The organism is Thermobacillus sp. ZCTH02-B1 (assembly GCF_002159085.1).
Lineage (GTDB): Bacteria > Bacillota > Bacilli > Paenibacillales > Paenibacillaceae > Thermobacillus.
Genome location: NZ_LZRU01000009.1, coordinates 101,861 through 117,153, shown reverse-complemented (window position 1 = coordinate 117,153; position 15,293 = coordinate 101,861). Strand labels below are relative to the sequence as shown.

Annotated in this window: 16 protein-coding genes; 12 read left to right on the top strand and 4 right to left on the bottom strand. The window is 64.5% G+C overall.

Annotation, left to right across the window (positions count from 1 at the left end; genetic code table 11):
* Positions 1 to 25: 25 nt before the first annotated feature.
* Both A9Z00_RS02195 and A9Z00_RS02190 read right to left on the bottom strand, forming a co-directional pair.
* Positions 26 to 1,033: an LLM class flavin-dependent oxidoreductase gene (locus tag A9Z00_RS02195; RefSeq protein ID WP_296973862.1), complete on the bottom strand. Its 1,008-nt coding sequence runs from the start codon at positions 1,031 to 1,033 to the stop codon at positions 26 to 28.
* A gap of 100 nt (positions 1,034 to 1,133) precedes the next feature.
* On the bottom strand, positions 1,134 to 1,397 hold the full coding sequence (locus A9Z00_RS02190; protein ID WP_296973860.1) for a YkgJ family cysteine cluster protein: 264 nt from the start codon (positions 1,395 to 1,397) through the stop codon (positions 1,134 to 1,136).
* A 135-nt stretch (positions 1,398 to 1,532) separates the two neighbouring features.
* Here A9Z00_RS02190 and A9Z00_RS02185 point away from each other — a divergent pair, with 135 nt between their 5' ends.
* Positions 1,533 to 2,465, top strand: coding sequence for a manganese-dependent inorganic pyrophosphatase (locus A9Z00_RS02185; protein ID WP_296973858.1), 933 nt, complete (start codon positions 1,533 to 1,535; stop codon positions 2,463 to 2,465).
* Positions 2,466 to 2,570: 105 nt separating this feature from the next.
* Positions 2,571 to 2,765 carry a hypothetical protein gene (locus A9Z00_RS02180; protein ID WP_296973856.1) on the top strand — a complete coding sequence of 65 codons (195 nt, stop codon included), beginning with the start codon at positions 2,571 to 2,573 and terminating at the stop codon, positions 2,763 to 2,765.
* Positions 2,766 to 2,781: 16 nt separating this feature from the next.
* Here A9Z00_RS02180 and A9Z00_RS02175 read toward each other — a convergent pair whose 3' ends face one another.
* Positions 2,782 to 3,681: a manganese catalase family protein gene (locus A9Z00_RS02175; RefSeq protein WP_296973853.1), complete on the bottom strand. Its 900-nt coding sequence runs from the start codon at positions 3,679 to 3,681 to the stop codon at positions 2,782 to 2,784.
* Positions 3,682 to 3,834: 153 nt separating this feature from the next.
* On the opposite strand from A9Z00_RS02175, the gene A9Z00_RS02170 reads away from it, so the two are divergent.
* Positions 3,835 to 4,272 (top strand): Hsp20/alpha crystallin family protein, encoded by a 438-nt coding sequence (locus tag A9Z00_RS02170; protein WP_296973850.1) that lies wholly within the window; start codon positions 3,835 to 3,837, stop codon positions 4,270 to 4,272.
* Positions 4,273 to 4,317: 45 nt separating this feature from the next.
* On the opposite strand, the gene A9Z00_RS02165 is transcribed toward A9Z00_RS02170, so the two are convergent.
* Positions 4,318 to 5,217 (bottom strand): LysR family transcriptional regulator, encoded by a 900-nt coding sequence (locus tag A9Z00_RS02165; protein ID WP_296973848.1) that lies wholly within the window; start codon positions 5,215 to 5,217, stop codon positions 4,318 to 4,320.
* 171 nt (positions 5,218 to 5,388) lie between these two features.
* Between A9Z00_RS02165 and A9Z00_RS02160 the strand changes: the two genes are divergently transcribed.
* From A9Z00_RS02160 to A9Z00_RS02120, 9 genes are all read left to right on the top strand, one after another.
* Entirely contained in the window at positions 5,389 to 6,480 is a 1,092-nt protein-coding gene (locus A9Z00_RS02160; protein ID WP_296974710.1) for a branched-chain amino acid aminotransferase, read from the top strand.
* Between the two features lie 146 nt (positions 6,481 to 6,626).
* Entirely contained in the window at positions 6,627 to 7,712 is a 1,086-nt protein-coding gene (locus tag A9Z00_RS02155; protein ID WP_296973846.1) for a DUF418 domain-containing protein, read from the top strand.
* Positions 7,713 to 7,837: 125 nt separating this feature from the next.
* A complete protein-coding gene (gene safA / locus A9Z00_RS02150; RefSeq protein ID WP_483316251.1) occupies positions 7,838 to 8,473 on the top strand; it encodes a SafA/ExsA family spore coat assembly protein in 636 nt (211 codons plus the stop codon).
* Between the two features lie 208 nt (positions 8,474 to 8,681).
* Entirely contained in the window at positions 8,682 to 9,521 is an 840-nt protein-coding gene (locus A9Z00_RS02145; RefSeq protein ID WP_296973845.1) for a metallophosphoesterase family protein, read from the top strand.
* A 37-nt stretch (positions 9,522 to 9,558) separates the two neighbouring features.
* On the top strand, positions 9,559 to 10,899 hold the full coding sequence (locus tag A9Z00_RS02140; RefSeq protein WP_296973843.1) for an ABC transporter substrate-binding protein: 1,341 nt from the start codon (positions 9,559 to 9,561) through the stop codon (positions 10,897 to 10,899).
* Positions 10,900 to 10,912: 13 nt separating this feature from the next.
* The gene (locus A9Z00_RS02135; protein WP_296973842.1) at positions 10,913 to 11,995 is read left to right on the top strand and encodes an ABC transporter ATP-binding protein; all 1,083 of its coding nucleotides are present in this window, start codon (positions 10,913 to 10,915) and stop codon (positions 11,993 to 11,995) included.
* A gap of 1 nt (position 11,996) precedes the next feature.
* Positions 11,997 to 12,875 (top strand): carbohydrate ABC transporter permease, encoded by an 879-nt coding sequence (locus tag A9Z00_RS02130; protein WP_296973840.1) that lies wholly within the window; start codon positions 11,997 to 11,999, stop codon positions 12,873 to 12,875.
* A gap of 138 nt (positions 12,876 to 13,013) precedes the next feature.
* Positions 13,014 to 13,796, top strand: coding sequence for a carbohydrate ABC transporter permease (locus A9Z00_RS02125; RefSeq protein ID WP_296974703.1), 783 nt, complete (start codon positions 13,014 to 13,016; stop codon positions 13,794 to 13,796).
* Between the two features lie 705 nt (positions 13,797 to 14,501).
* Positions 14,502 to 15,293 (top strand): glucosaminidase domain-containing protein, encoded by a 792-nt coding sequence (locus tag A9Z00_RS02120; RefSeq protein WP_296973838.1) that lies wholly within the window; start codon positions 14,502 to 14,504, stop codon positions 15,291 to 15,293.

Here is a 15,293-nt window from a genome sequence, read left to right as displayed (position 1 = left end):
ACAAAACAACGCCGCATGCATCGTTTCATGATCCGGCCAGCCCGAACGCTTCCGCGATGAGCCGGTAGGAGGCCACGCGCTTCCCGAAATCGTGAATCGGGCTCACGATCAGCAGCTCGTCCGCCCCGTATTCCGTCGCGAGCCGTTCGAGCCCTTCGCGGACCTGTCCGGGCGTGCCGACGACGCGGCGGCTTCGGGCGCGCCGGATCAGCTCCCGGTCGAGTTCGGAATACGGCCAGTTCTTCGCCGTTTCGACGGACGGGAGCCAGGGCAGCTCGAGCCCGCGCTCGATGCCGAGGAAATAAAGGTCGGTGCTGAGCGCCAGTTCGTCCGCTTCTTCCTCCGTCCCGGCGCAGATCGCCAGCACCGCGATGAGGGCGCGCGGCTCCTTCCCGAGCCGCTGCGCGCGGAAATGCTCCTTGTACCAGCGGATCGCCTCGGGGCCGCCCGGCGTGCCGAAGAACTGGGCGAAGCCGTAACCGGTGCCGAGCTCCGCGGCGATGCGCGCGCTTTCGTCGCTCGAGCCCAGCAGCCAAATCTCGGGGTGCGTCCCGATCGAAGGCGAGGCGAGCAGGCCGGGGAAACGGTGATGCTCCGTCGTCTCCTGGAAATAATCGATCAGATCGAGCACCTGCTGCGGATACTGATCGTAATGATATGTCCTGCCTTCGTGCAGCGCGCGCGTCGACAGCGGGCCCCCGCCCGGTGCCCGGCCGAGGCCGAGATCGATCCGGCCCGGATGAAGCGCCTCGAGCAGGCGGAAATTCTCCGCCACCTTGTAGGCGCTGTAGTGCGGCAGCATGACGCCGCCAGCTCCGACGTGGATCGTGCGCGTGGCCGCCGCCACGTGGGCGATCATGATTTCCGGACTCGAATGGGCCAGCGACCGGCTGCCGTGGTGCTCCGACATCCAGAATCTCGAATAGCCCATCTTCTCGGCCTCCACGGCGAGCCGGGTCGTCTCCCGGAGCGCGTCCGAGGCCGTCTTGCCTTCGCCGATTTGCGACTGGTCGAGGATGCCGAGTCTGATCATGGGTATCCGCTCCGTATGCCGTCATCCCGTTATTCGGGTGATGTCATGGTCATTTTATCAAAAATCCATCGTCATCCGCCGATGCCGGAACGCGGAGCCGTCAGCCGCCGTCCGGCCGCGTCGCCCGCTCCAGCGCTTCCAGCAGGCGGAACGCTTCCTCGTCGGTCCCGCCGCAATGCTCCTCGGACGGCGTGAAGGAGACGCAGACCTGCGGCCGCTCGGGGAGCCCGAAGAGCGCGCAGCGGCGGTCGGCGGTCAGGTGGACGCAGGGAACGCCGGCCGGCTTGCCGCCCGGCATGCCCGGAATCGGCGACGAAATCGAGATGGCGATGCAGCAGGCGGCGCAGCCGACGCGGCATTCCATGCTTTCACCCCTCCGTCGGAATTCGCTACCCAATACGATACTACAACGACCCCGGCGCTGTCGAACGGCTTGCGGCGGTCCCGCGGGGTGCGTTATACTTACGGAGGCAAAATCCCACAATAAGGAGCCGTTCACATGGGTAAGGTACTCATTTTCGGACATCGCAATCCGGATACCGACTCGATCTGCTCGGCCATCGCCTACGCGGAACTGAAGAAGAAGCTCGGACAGGAGGTCGAGGCGGTCCGCCTCGGCGACGTGAACGCGGAAACGCGGTATGCGCTCGACTACTTCAAGACGGAAGCGCCGCGGTTGGTGGAAAAGGTGTCGGAGGAGACGGATACGGTCATCCTCGTCGACCACAACGAGCGGCAGCAGAGCGCCGAGGACATCGACCGGGTGCGCGTGGCGGAAGTCATCGACCACCACAGGATCGCGAATTTCGAGACGGCGGGGCCGCTCTATTACCGGGCCGAGCCGGTCGGCTGCACGGCGACGATCCTGAAGAAGCTGTACAAGGAACACGGCGTCGCCATCGAACCGCGCATTGCCGGGCTGATGCTGTCGGCGATCATCTCCGACTCGCTGCTCTTCAAGTCTCCGACCTGCACGCCGGAAGACGTCGCGGCGGCCCGCGAGCTGGCGGAGATCGCCGGCGTGAATCCGGAGGAGTACGGGCTCGCGATGCTGAAGGCGGGCGCCGACCTGAGCAAGAAGACGATCGACGAGCTGCTCCGGCTCGACGCGAAGGAATTCACGATGGGCAGCGCGAAGGTCGAGATTGCGCAGGTCAACGCCGTGGATGTGAACGACGTGCTCTTGCGCCAGGCCGAAGCGGAGGACAAGATCCGCAAGATCATCGGGGAGAAGGGGCTCGACCTGTTCCTGTTCGTCGTGACGGACATCCTGAACAGCGATTCGGTCGGCATCGCGCTCGGCAGGCGGGCGGACGCCGTCGAGCAGGCCTACGGCGTAAAGCTCGAGAACAACCGCGCGCTGCTGAAGGGCGTCGTCTCGCGCAAATCGCAGATCGTGCCGGTGCTGACGGAGACGCTGGCCGGCAAGTGAGGGCGCCGAACGCGAAATCCCGCGGAACATGCCGCGGGATTTTTTTGTTTTGCTGGTATAGTCCGGAAGCAGCGGGGACACAATGAGCAGCGGGGAGGATTGACGATGTTCGGATGGATTGCGCGCATCAACCTCTTGGCCGCGTTCGCGGTGCTCTTCGTGTTCCACCTGCTGCTTTACTATTTTCTGGGCAACGACGACTGGTTCTCCATCGCGCTGCTCGCCTCCATCGTCGAGACGGGCGTGCTCGCGCTCATCCAAATCGCGGCCGGCGGGCGGGAGGAGGACAAGGCGCGCTGAACGCGCCGTCCGGCCGCTACATGCCGGCCTGCTGCGACAGCCATCGGGCGATGCGCTGCAAATCTTCGGCCGACACGCCCGGCGCGAACTCCTCCGGCACTTCCGGCAATTCGGGAATGGGTCCGCTGTATCCGGGCACGCCGGCGTACGCCTCGAGCTTGCCGCCGTCGATCGGGTGCGTGCCGCGCCAGATCCGGGCGATCTGCTGGTAATCGTGGTCGCTGAACGTATACAGCCGGCGATGTTCGCCGCGTTCTTCCCAGGGACGGGCCGCGTCGAACGCTTTGTTGTCCAGCCTCGGCACGGGCAGGATCTTCGTCACGTCGACGCCCGTGATGATTTCTAGCGCCTTCGCGTAGGCCAGGATGTGCACGCCGCCGCGGACGAGCAAATAACCGATCATGGCGCGAGCGGTCGGGTGGTCGGTCATTTCGTACACCCGCATTTTGTGCGTGCGGGCGCCGATTTCCAGATAGAAGTTGTGCAGCAGATCGAAGATCAGGTTGCCGCTCGAGACGACGTAGGTGCCGTTCCAGGGACGGCCCATCGAATCGACGGGCAGCGAATTCTGGCCGCCTTCGATAAAATGGATCGACATGCGCAGGTTCTTCGCCGGACCGAGCGGCGTGGAATCCGGATCGCCCGGCCGTGTCGTGCCCGTCAGCATCAGATTGATCGTATTCGCCACCAGCTCCACGTGGCCGAACTCCTCGGCCGTGATGCTCGCCACCAGATCATAAAACGGGCGGAGCTTCGACTTCTCGCGAAAGTTGAACGACTGGAACAGGTAGTTGTTCAGCGTCGACATTTCGCCGAATTTGCCGCCGAGCAGTTCCTGGACCGCGCTGGCTCCGTTCGGATCCGGATGGGACGGCATCGGAAGCTCGATGAGCAGTCGATCGATCCGCTTGAACATGGCAAAAACCCTCCTTGTCTCGTCACGAAATCTCCCAGGCAGATTAGTATGACTCCGGGATTGTCCTTTATGCCGCGCTCAGCGCGCATAGAAGGAACACGGGGGCGAAACACTACTCGTTGATCCCGATTCCCGATCAAAGGAGCGATTGCCATGCCGCTGATTCCGTATGATCCGATCCGCCAGATCGACGCGCTGCGCCGGAACCTGGACCGGTTCTTCGACGAGTGGCCGCTCGCCGGACGGTTCATGGACGGCGCGAATTTCAACCGCATCGATCTCTACGAGACCGGCAACGAGCTGGTCGCGCTGTGCGAAGTGCCGGGGCTCGAGAGCAAGGAGGATGTCGAAATCGCGGTCGATCAGCAGACGCTGACGATTTCCGGCAGGCTGAAGGCGCCGGAGCACGTGAAGGAGGAGCAGTACCACCGCCGCGAACGGTTCACCGGCAAATTCACGCGCTCGATCACGCTGCCCGTGCCCGTCGCGTCGGAGGGCATCACCGCATCGTATCGCAACGGCATTCTCGAGATTCACATGCCGAAGCTCGGGGGCGACCAGCGCAGAAGAATCGACGTGCAGTTCCATTGAGGGTCGGCTGACGCCGGCCGGACGAGGAGTCCGGCCGTTTTTTTGTCATCCGATGCCTTCCCGGAAGCTGTCGATGAAAAGGCGCGCGCTGCGGGAAAGATACCGGCCCTTCAGCCAGAGGATGCCGACTTCGGAAGAGAGCGACGAATCGGCGATCCGGAGCGCCCGCGTGCCGGCCGGCGGAGAGGAGGCGACGACCGACCGCGGCAGCAGCGCGACGCCGAGACCGGCCGACAGCAGCGAAGAGATGACGGCGACGCTGGAGCACTCGGCGATGATGCTCGGTTCGAATCCGTGCCGCCGGCATTCGGAGACGATCCGCTCGTGCATCGCCTTCGTCCGTTCGGTGCGCAGCGTCAGGAAAGGCCGGTCGGCCAGATCCGACATCCGGATCGCATCCGGGGCGGGGTCCGGCAGCCAGTGTTCGGGTATGACCGCCTCGAACGGTTCCGACGGCAGCGGAAATACCTCGTAACCGGATTCGACGTCCGGCGCTTCGAACGGCAGGCGGGCGACGACGAGCTCGACGAGGCGCCGGGACAGCCGGTCGCCGAGCAGCTCGTGATCGCCCTCCGTGATCTTGAAGGTGATGCCGGGATAAGCCTCGCGGAACCGCCGGATGCGCGGCGGAAGGAGCGAGACGCAGGAGACGACGGCGCCGATCGAGAGCGTCCCCGAAAGCCCCTCGTGCAACTCCTTCACTTCCGTCACGATCTCCCCGAACTGCCGGATCAGCTGCTCGGCCCGGCTGCGCAGCCGCTCGCCGGCCGGCGTCAGCGTCATCCGTCTGCCGGACCGGTCGAACAGGGCGACGCCGAGTTCCTCCTCCAGCATCCGGATCTGTCGGCTGAGCGGCGGCTGTTCCATGTTCAGCCTCCTCGCCGCGCGCGTGACCTGGCCTTCCTCCGCAACCGCCAGAAAATAGCGCAGCTGTCGCAAATCCATCCCCGAACGCCTCCTGCATTCCATACTGAAAAGGTATGCAAAATCGACAAAACCGATATTTCAAATATAGTCAAAATCCTGCTATGATCACAACAGAGGACAAAGGAGCTTGCGGGCGGCCGGCGGTTCATGCCGTTGTAAGCGCTTGCCCGCAGAAGGAGCGGATGGATGATGCGAAGCGGCACCTTGCCCGAAATCGAGCTGCACCTGACGCGCGCCCCGAAGCCGAAGCCGTCGGGCGCCGGACTTAGATTCGGACGGATCTTCACGGACCACATGTTCATCATGGAATACGAAGAGGGACGCGGCTGGCACAGCCCGCGCATCGTGCCGTACCAGCCGATCACGCTCGAGCCGTCGGCGATGGTGTTCCATTATGCGCAGACCGTGTTCGAGGGGCTGAAGGCGTACCGCACGGCCGACGGCCGCATCCGGCTGTTCCGGCCGGAAATGAACGTGAAGCGGCTCAACCGCTCGTGCGCCCGCCTCAGCATTCCTCCCGTCGACGAGCGGCTTGCGCTCGAAGCGATCCGGAAGCTGGTCGAGACGGACAGCGGCTGGGTGCCGGAGGAGGAGGGCACGTCGCTCTACATCCGGCCGTTCATCATCGCGACGGAGCCCCATGTCGGCGTCGCGCCGTCGTCTTCGTATCGGTTCATGATCATCCTGTCGCCGGTCGGCGCCTATTACCCTGAAGGCCTGAAGCCCGTCAGCATCCTCGTCGAGACGCGCGATGTCCGCGCCGTGCCGGGCGGCGTCGGCGAGGCGAAGACGGGCGGCAACTACGCCGCGAGCCTCCGGGCCCAGGAGGAGGCGAAGAAGCTCGGCTGCTCGCAGGTGCTGTGGCTGGACGGCATTCACCGCCGGTACGTCGAGGAAGTCGGCAGCATGAACGTGTTCTTCAAGATCGGAGACACCGTCGTCACGCCGGAGCTCGGCGGCAGCATCCTCGACGGGATCACGCGCGACTCGGTGCTCCGGCTGCTCAGGCATTGGGGCGTGAAGGCGGAGGAGCGGCGCATCCCGATCGACGAGATCCGGGAAGCGCATCGGGCCGGGATGCTCGAGGAAGCGTTCGGCACGGGAACCGCGGCCGTCGTGTCGCCGATCGGCGAGCTCGTCCACGCGGGAGACCGGCTGGTGATCGGCGGCGGCCGGATCGGCGGCCTGACGGCGAAGCTGTACGACACGCTGACCGGCATCCAGTACGGCAGACTGGAGGATCCGTTCGGCTGGATGACGGACGTCGGCGGAAAGGCGTAACGCAAAGCATTTGTGATCCGGTTATATGCTCATGGTGCCTGACCGGGGAGGGGAAAACCATCGCCAGGGTAACGGAGCTCGAGCCTGCCGAACGCAACGAACTCGTCGACATCGTCCGCGGATTCGCCGTCTTCGGCATCTGTCTCGTGAACGTGCCCGAAATGGCGGGCAACGGCGTATTGTTCCGATCCGCCCATGAAGGAAGCGACGCGCTGATCCGGCTCTTGTTCGACATGTTCGTGCAGACGAAGTTCTATACGATCTTCGCGTTCCTGTTCGGCATGTCGTTCCATCTGTTCATCCGGTCGGCCGGGCGGAGGGGAGCCGGGGCCGGTGCGGCGGCGCGGCGCTTCGGAGCGCTGCTCGTCTTCGGCGCGGCGCACGCGATCCTGCTCTGGCACGGGGACATTCTGCTCACCTATGCGCTGCTCGGCTTCCTGCTGCTGCCGTTCATCCGCAGGCAGGACGAGACGGTGGCGGCCTGGGGCTGGTCGCTGATCGGCGTTGCGATCTTCATCCACACGCTGCTCGGCCTGTCGCTCCTGATCATGCCCGCAAACCCGATATCCGGACCGGTCTTCGCGGACGGATATCCGGGGCCGGCCGAGCGGATCGAGTATCTGTACACGGACGTCGCGGTGAGCCTCCTGCTCAACGGGGTGGAACTGTTCGGCCTGTTCCTGCTCGGCATGTACGCGGGAAGGCGCGGCTGGTTCAACCCCGGCGCCGTGCCCGCGCGGCGTCTCGCCGCCATCCAACGGGTGTCGCTGGCCGTCGGTCTGACGGCCGCCGCGCCGATGGCGATCGCATATGCAAAGGAGCCGGTGTACCATTTCGAACCGCATTATCTTTACATCTTCCTGAGCGGCAAGGCGCTGGCCGTCTTCTACGTCGCGACGCTGATGCGCCTCGCGGGCGGCGGCCGTTCCGCGCGGTTCAGGCCGCTCGCCGCCGTCGGGCGCATGGCCTTCACCAACTATCTCACCCAGACGATCCTCACGGTCGGGCTGGTGTACGCGCTGCGGATCGAACCCGGCGCGCTGCCGCTGTGGGCCACGCTGCTCTGGTCGGCGGCGCTGCTCGTCCTGCAGACGTACTGGAGCATCCGGTGGCTGAGGCGGTACCGGATGGGACCGTTCGAATGGATCTGGCGCCTCTGCACCTGGCTGCGCGCGCCCGCCATGCGCCGGGAGGCCGCGGGCGCGGACGGTACCGGCATGCCGATGCCTTGAGGGGCGCAGGATTCGCCGGGCCGTTCCCGGTCATCGGGAACGGCTCCGTTCATGGCATGAAGCATAATCCGTTCCAGGCTGCGCACAATACATGGGAAACAGGACGGCAAGGAGCGTGTTTTCCCTTGAAGAAACGGATCCTGGCGGCGCTTGCGGCGCTGGCCGCGGCCTTCGCCGGCCCGCCGGCCGCCCCGGCCCACGCGCAGCCCGCGGACACCGACATTTACACGGTCAAACCCGGCGACAGTCTGTGGATCATCGCGCAGAAGTACCAGATCGGCCTGAGCGAGATCATCGCCGCAAATCCGCAGATCAAGGACCCGCACTGGATCTATCCCGGAGACAAGGTAACCGTGCCGCTGCTCACCGGCGTAAAGGCGATCGAAAGGCAGGTCGTCGAGCTTGTCAACCAGCAGCGGGCGGCCCGCGGTCTCAAGCCGCTCAGGTTGAACTGGGAGCTGGCGCGCGTCGCACGGTACAAGAGCATGGACATGCGCGACCGCAACTATTTCTCCCATACTTCGCCGACCTACGGCAGCCCGTTCGATATGATCCGGGCGTTCGGGATCCGCTACAGCGCCGCGGCCGAGAACATCGCCGCAGGCCAGAAGACGGCGCAGGAGGTCATGAACAGCTGGATGAACAGCGCCGGACACCGCAGCAACATCCTGAGCGCGAACTACACCGAGATCGGCGTCGGCTACGCCGCGGGCGGCAAATACGGCCACTATTGGACGCAGATGTTCATCAAACCGCGCTGATGCGCGCCGGTCCGGGCATGCGTGCCCGGCGGCCGTCCGATGCGCCTCCCTCAAGGCAGACACCTGGACGTGCACAAACCAGGGCTGCCACGAGGGAGGTTTTTTTATTGAACATTTACAAAATCTTCTTCTTCCGTTGACGCTGCGCCGACAATCCGGAGGTACGATAGCGGCGTGGATGTCCAATCAAACGGAGGGAGTGGAGAACATGCGAATGGCGTTGATGGGCGATCTGCACTACCACTACGTCGATGACTCGATTCCCGGGTGGCGGGAGGCGCGGGACCGATTCTACGGGACGTTGCTCGACCGGTTCCTCGGCATCGAGGCCGATTGGCATATCTCGCTCGGCGATCTGACGAACTTCGGCACGCCGGCCGAGCTGGAGGGGGTATACGGGCTGATCCGCGGGAAAAACCGAAGGTTTGTCCATGTCCTCGGCAACCACGACCTGTACGCGATGCCGCGCGATTACGTGCTCGGCATCGGAGGCGGCCAACGCTACCACGCGGTCGAGACGGAGGAGGCCGTGCTCGCGTTCCTCGACACGGCCCGCGAGCAGAACCGTCTGGACTGGAGCGGCCATGTGGACGAGGCCCAGCTCACGTGGCTCGAGTCGGTCGTCCGGGCATCCGGCTCGAGGCCGCTGCTCGTGTTCGCGCACCATCCGGTCCACGACACGACCACGCGCTCGACGGAACCGATGGGATCCATCACGCCCGAGATCGACATCCGCGGCGTGCTCGCATCCAAGCGCGGCGTCGGCCTGTACTTCAACGGGCATACGCATGTGGAATCGATCGCGCGCCAGGGCAACTGGACCTTCGTGCAATTGGCCGCCTGTCTCGATGTTCCCGCTTTCCGTATCGTGACGTTGGAGAAGGACGAGATTCGCGTCGAAGCGTTCGATCTCGACGACGGGACGCTCCTGGCGGACGCGCGGGTGCTCCACCGGTACATGCCGCATTTCAAGCCGAAGACCGATGCCCGCGGCGGGGAGAAGGACCGGGCGGTGCGGGTCGGCATCGCGGCGGCGCCGGCCCGCTGAATGTTGCGGAATGATTCGGGAAAAGGAGGAGCGCCGCATGATCAGGAAAGGGACGTTCATGCTTGTGGCCGCATGCCTGGCTGCCGCGCTTGCGGCATGCGGCGGAGGAGGCGGCGGAGAAGGCGGAGAAGACGCGTCCGCGGCGGAAGCGAAGAACGCGGGCGGCGCCGGAACGGGAAGCGGCCGCGGGGACAAGATCGTGATCCGCTATTGGTACGCGTTCGGCGGCAAAATCGAGGAAGCAAAACGGGAGCTTGTCCGCCGCTTCAACGAATCGCAGGATCGGATTGAAGTCATCGCCGAGCACCAGGGCAATTACGAGGACCTGCATGCCAAGGTGCAGGCGGCGTTCGCGGCCGGGAACGCGCCGGCCGTTACCGACCTCGAGATCGCGTCAACCGGCTTGTTTGCCCGCTCCGGCATGCTGACCGAACTGACCCCGTATGCGGACCGGGACGCGGAAGAGCTGAAACTCGAAGACTTCCATCCGGGTCTGATGGGCAACGCGTACGTCGACGGCAAGCTGTACGGCCTGCCGTTCATGCGCAGCACGCCGATCCTGTACAAGAACGTGACGATGCTGAAGGAAGCCGGACTCGATCCCGAGGGACCGCGCACCTGGCAGGAACTCGAGCAATACGCCCGCGCGCTGAAAGAGAGAGGAAAATACGCCATGACGCTGCCGATCGACATCTGGTTCTATGAAGCGCTCGTCTTCCAGAGCGGCGGCCGCATCCTGTCCGAAGACGGCCGGAAGGCGCTGTTCAATTCCCCCGAAGGCGTCGAGCCGGTCGCATTCTGGAAGCGGCTTGCCGAAGAAGGGCTGATCAAAATTCCGATCGGCGACGAGGCCGGCGCCGCGGCGGACAAGGACTGGGCGAACCAGATCTCGGCGCTCCGGTTCGCATCGACGGCCAACGTGTCGGCCGCCATTGAAATCGCGGAGGGCAACGGCTTCGAACTCGCGACATCGTTCATGCCGGCGAACCGGCAGTACGGCGTCCCGACGGGAGGATGCCAGCTCGTCATCACTTCGAAGCTTTCGGACGAGGAAAAGGAAGCGGCGTGGGAATTTCTGAAGTTCATGACGACGACGGAGAGCACGATCTTCCAGCACAGGCACGTCGGCTATCTCCCGACCCGGCTGTCCGCGCTCGAGACCGATGAGCTTCAAGCGCATTTCGAACGGTATCCGCAGTACAAGGTCGCGTTCGAACAGCTCGCGTACGCTCAGCCGCGTCCGATGGAGAATGCGTATCCGGAGATCACGATGCTGATCCGGAACGCGATCGAGAAGGCGATCCTCGATCCGGACGTCACGCCGCAGGAAGCGATGGACGAAGCGGCCGCGAAGGCGGACAAACTGCTCGCGAAGTGACAAGGAGGCAGACATGGCGCGCATTGATTTGATCGACGTGGTGAAGCAGTTCAAGGGGGAAACCGTCATTCCGAAGCTGAACCTGACGATCCGGGAAGGTTCGTTTACGGTGCTGGTCGGCCCGTCGGGCTGTGGCAAGACGACGACGCTGCGCATGATCGCCGGCCTCGAGCGGCAGACGTCCGGCGACATCCTGATCGACGGCGCGTGCGTGAACGACGTTGAGCCGGGCAAGCGCGACGTGGCGATGGTGTTCCAGAATTACGCGCTCTATCCGAACATGACCGTGCGGGAAAACATCGAATTCGGCCTGAAGAACCGGGGCGTGCCCCGGCGGGAGCGGGAACGGCTCGTGCGTGACATCTGCGAGATCGTCGATCTGACTCCGTACCTCGACAAGAAGCCGCAGAGCCTCTCCGGCGGCCAGCGGCAGCGCGTCGCCCTCGCCCGTGCGATGGTGAAGCACCCAAAGGTGTTCATCCTGGACGAACCGCTCTCGAATCTGGACGCGAAACTGCGCGTCCATATGCGCACGGAGCTGATTGAACTGCACAGGCGGCTCGGCGCCACGTTCGTCTACGTGACGCACGACCAGACGGAAGCGATGTCGATGGGCGACCGGATCGTCGTCATGCATCGCGGCGAGATCATGCAGGCCGCCGCGCCGATGGAACTTTACGATGACCCGGACAATCTGTTCACCGCGCGGTTCATCGGCACGCCCCCGATGAACGTGCTTCCGATGAACCTGCTGCCGAATCTCGGGACGGAAGGGGAAGGTAGAGCCGAATACGTCGGCTTCCGCCCCGAACACGCCCGGCTTCTGCCCGGATCGGCCGATCCGCCGTCCGACGGGCTCGCGATCGCGGGCAGCATCATCACCCGCGAGAGCCTCGGCGCCGAACACGTGTACCAGCTGCGCACCACAGCCGGAACGTGCTTCGTCAAGCAGTTCCTCCGGCCGTATGCCGGCGGCGACTTCGCGACGGCCGTCGTGCCGCATGACCGGCTGTACTTTTTCGACGGAGAAGGCAGGCGGCTGAGGAACCTCCGCGCGGCGTCCCGGCCGGAGCCGGCGGCCGCGGGGGTGCGCTGACATGCCGATGGTTCCGAAGCGGCTGAAACCCTACGCGATGATCGCCCCCGCGCTCGCCGTGTTCTCCCTGTTCTATCTGTATCCGATCGGTTACATGATTCATCTCAGCTTCCACGAGTGGAATTTCATCAGCCCGGAGAAGACGTACGTCGGCCTGGGCAATTACCGCGAAATGCTGACGGACGACGTCTTCCTCCAGGTACTGCGGAATTCGGCGCTCTACACCGTCATGACGGTGCTGCTCGCGACCGGCACCGCGCTGCCGCTCGCGCTCTGGCTGAACCGGAAGAGCGGGTTCCACGCCTTCGTGCAGGGCGCCATCTTCTCGCCGCACATCATCTCGCTCGTCTCGGTCTCGCTCCTGTGGAGCTGGCTGATGGATCCCGAATACGGCCTGCTGAACGGCCTGCTGCATTGGTTCGGAATCGGTCCGCTCAAATGGCTGAACGATCCCGGCACGGCGCTCCTGTCGCTCGTGATCGTCGCGGTCTGGAAGAACCTCGGCTACAACACCATCGTCTTCATCGCCGGCCTGCAAAGCATCCCGCCGGAACTGCTCGAGGCGGCGGCGCTTGACCGGTCGAAGCCGTGGACGACCTTCAGGCGCATCATCCTGCCGATGCTGTCGCCGACGCTGTTTTTCCTCGTCATCATCAACCTGATCGGCTCATTCCAGGTGTTTGAGACGATCGCGATCATGACGCAGGGCGGTCCGGTCCATTCGACGAACACGCTGGTCTACTACATTTACGAATACGGGTTCCGGTATTTCAAGATCGGCCATGCGTCGGCGGCGGGCGTCATCCTGCTCGTCATCGTCGGCACGCTGACCCTGGGCTATTTCCGGCTGCTGTCGCGCCGCGTGCATTACTACGGGTAACGGGAGGGGACAGGCATGGCACCGTCTCGCGCCGACGCGCGCCCGGTCTTTGCGACCGGTCGCGGCGCGGGGCGTCCGGCCGCGGCCCGGTTCCGGGCCGCGCTTGACGCCGCGCTTCGCATCGCAAACATCGTCTGCATGCTGCTGCTCGTCTGCGTCTTCGCGCTTCCGTTCGCCTGGATGATCTCGACTTCGCTGAAGACGCTGCCCGAGACGATGCGATTCCCGCCGGACTGGATTCCGGACAGGCCGGTCTGGAGCAATTACGCGGACGCGTGGAACTCGGGACCGTTCCCGAAATATTTCCTGAACAGCCTCATCGTCTCATCCGGCATCCTGGTGCTGCAGTTTCTGACGATCATTCCGGCGGCCTACGCGTTCGCCCGGTTCCGGTTTCCGGGCAGGGGGCTGTTGTTCGGACTGGTCATGGCGACGCTCATGATTCCGCCGCAGCTCATCTTCCTGCCGGTCTACCTGATGCTGAGCGACTGGAAGCTGCTCAACACGCATTTCGCGCTCATCCTGCCGTTCGCCTCCAGCGCCTTCGGCATCTTCCTGCTTCGCCAGTCGTTCCTGCAGACGGCCGGGGAACTGATCGAAGCCGCCCGTCTGGACAACGCGCCGGAATGGAAGATCATGATCCGGATCATGGCGCCGCTCGCCAGACCCGTGCTTGCCACCTTCGCGTTGTTCAGCTTCATTTCGCACTGGAACGACTATTTCTGGCCGCTCGTCATGACGACGAACGAGTCGGCGCGCACGCTGCCCATCGGCATCGCGAAGATCCGGGAGACGGAGGGGACGGCCACCTGGAACGTGCTGATGGCGGCCAACGTCATGCTGGCCGTGCCGGTGCTGCTCGCGTTCTTCGCGGCACAGCGCCATATCATCCGGGCGTTCGTCTACAGCGGCATCAAATGAACAACGCTTCAAATGAACATCCGAACATCGCATCATGCAACTTCACGTTCGGTCAAGGGCAGACAGGACGAATGACGGGACCGCCGACGTTCAGCGGCGGTCCCGTCTGGTTCGACAAAGGTTCCGCGAAACGGCGCGCGGCGTTGTGACAGGCTTCTCGGGGGACGGCGGCTACAATGGGAAATACGTTTGGACATGAACCGAGAGGTGATGGGTGTGTCCCTGGCAGCCAGCCGCATGTTCCGAATCCTGTGGATCGCGCTTGCCGCCGCGCTCGGGCTTGTCCTGGTCCGGCCCGACGTATCCGGCGCGGACGGCGGCGCCGGCGGCGTTCAGCCGCCGACCGGTCGCGCATTCCGGGACCTGCCGTCCCTTCAGGCACTCGCCCAACCGGCCTTCCTCCATGCCGCTTACGGCATGAAATCCGATGCGGCAGCCGCATCGGGAGAAGAACCGAACGCATCCGGCATACCGGCGAACAACCGCGCCGCCGCCCGTTCCGTCGCGGACGCCGCGTTCCGCGGGCATGCGGCCGGCTTGTCCAAACCGGAACATCCCCCGCACGCGAACAGACCTCCATCTATGCAATCCGCATTCCGCCAGGACGTTCTGTCCGGCCCGGCGCCGTCCGTGCGCCGGCCGTTCCCGCAACGACCGGCATCCGGTCAGGGCCCGGAGTCTTCCGATCCCCGGGATTCGCGGCCGGTGCCGGACACCCCCCGGATCCCCGAGCCCGAAGCCGACCAACCGGTCGTGTACGTCGTCACCGCCTATTATCTGAATGTCCGCGCCGAACCCGACAAGACGTCGCCGATCCGCGGCCTGCTCGAGATGGGCGACGAGGTGTCCGTCGTCGGCAAGACGGAGAACGGATGGCTGAAGCTGGAGAACGGCCTGTACATCCACGGCGCGTACGCCGAGCCCGCCGAACCCGGGCGCACAACGGCGAAGAAGACCGGCCGGGAAGTGGTGACGGCTTCGGCGGCGCCTTCCGCGCTTCCCGAACCGGCCGTGCACGGGCCCGGACGGCCCGGCGAAACCCCGGGACCGGAGCCGCTCAGCCGGAAGGTGAAGTCCCCGTCCGGGCTGACGGAGCAAGACATCGCGAAGCTGCTCGAAGGGACGGCGCTCGAAGGCCACGGACTGGAAGAGGCGATCCTCGGCATCGAGGAGGAGTACGGCATCAACGCCCTGTTCACGATCGCGGTCATGAAGCTGGAGAGCGGCAACGGCAAGAGCAGGCTCGCGCGCGAGAAGAACAACCTGTTCGGCCTGAACGCGACGGGCGGGAAAAATTCCAAGGCCTACAGCTTCGAAACGAAGCGCGACAGCGTCTACACATTCGGTTCGCTCATCGCGAAGCGCTACCTTGCCAAAGGCTACACGACGATCGAGAAGGTGGGGAAGAAATATTGCCCCGCCAATCCGAAATGGGCGTCGCTCGTCGAATCGATCATGAAGCGCGATCACCGCAAGCTGAAGCGGACGGCGGTGTGA

What these genes read in the sequence shown, in the direction of transcription:
- A9Z00_RS02195 (WP_296973862.1), bottom strand. Translation starts at nt 1,033, where the DNA reads ATGATCAGACTCGGCATCCTCGACCAGTCGCAAATCGGCGAAGGCAAG.
- A9Z00_RS02190 (WP_296973860.1), bottom strand. Translation starts at nt 1,397, where the DNA reads ATGGAATGCCGCGTCGGCTGCGCCGCCTGCTGCATCGCCATCTCGATT.
- A9Z00_RS02185 (WP_296973858.1), top strand. Translation starts at nt 1,533, where the DNA reads ATGGGTAAGGTACTCATTTTCGGACATCGCAATCCGGATACCGACTCG.
- A9Z00_RS02180 (WP_296973856.1), top strand. Translation starts at nt 2,571, where the DNA reads ATGTTCGGATGGATTGCGCGCATCAACCTCTTGGCCGCGTTCGCGGTG.
- A9Z00_RS02175 (WP_296973853.1), bottom strand. Translation starts at nt 3,681, where the DNA reads ATGTTCAAGCGGATCGATCGACTGCTCATCGAGCTTCCGATGCCGTCC.
- A9Z00_RS02170 (WP_296973850.1), top strand. Translation starts at nt 3,835, where the DNA reads ATGCCGCTGATTCCGTATGATCCGATCCGCCAGATCGACGCGCTGCGC.
- A9Z00_RS02165 (WP_296973848.1), bottom strand. Translation starts at nt 5,217, where the DNA reads ATGGATTTGCGACAGCTGCGCTATTTTCTGGCGGTTGCGGAGGAAGGC.
- A9Z00_RS02160 (WP_296974710.1), top strand. Translation starts at nt 5,389, where the DNA reads ATGCGAAGCGGCACCTTGCCCGAAATCGAGCTGCACCTGACGCGCGCC.
- A9Z00_RS02145 (WP_296973845.1), top strand. Translation starts at nt 8,682, where the DNA reads ATGCGAATGGCGTTGATGGGCGATCTGCACTACCACTACGTCGATGAC.
- A9Z00_RS02140 (WP_296973843.1), top strand. Translation starts at nt 9,559, where the DNA reads ATGATCAGGAAAGGGACGTTCATGCTTGTGGCCGCATGCCTGGCTGCC.
- A9Z00_RS02135 (WP_296973842.1), top strand. Translation starts at nt 10,913, where the DNA reads ATGGCGCGCATTGATTTGATCGACGTGGTGAAGCAGTTCAAGGGGGAA.
- A9Z00_RS02130 (WP_296973840.1), top strand. Translation starts at nt 11,997, where the DNA reads ATGCCGATGGTTCCGAAGCGGCTGAAACCCTACGCGATGATCGCCCCC.
- A9Z00_RS02125 (WP_296974703.1), top strand. Translation starts at nt 13,014, where the DNA reads ATGCTGCTGCTCGTCTGCGTCTTCGCGCTTCCGTTCGCCTGGATGATC.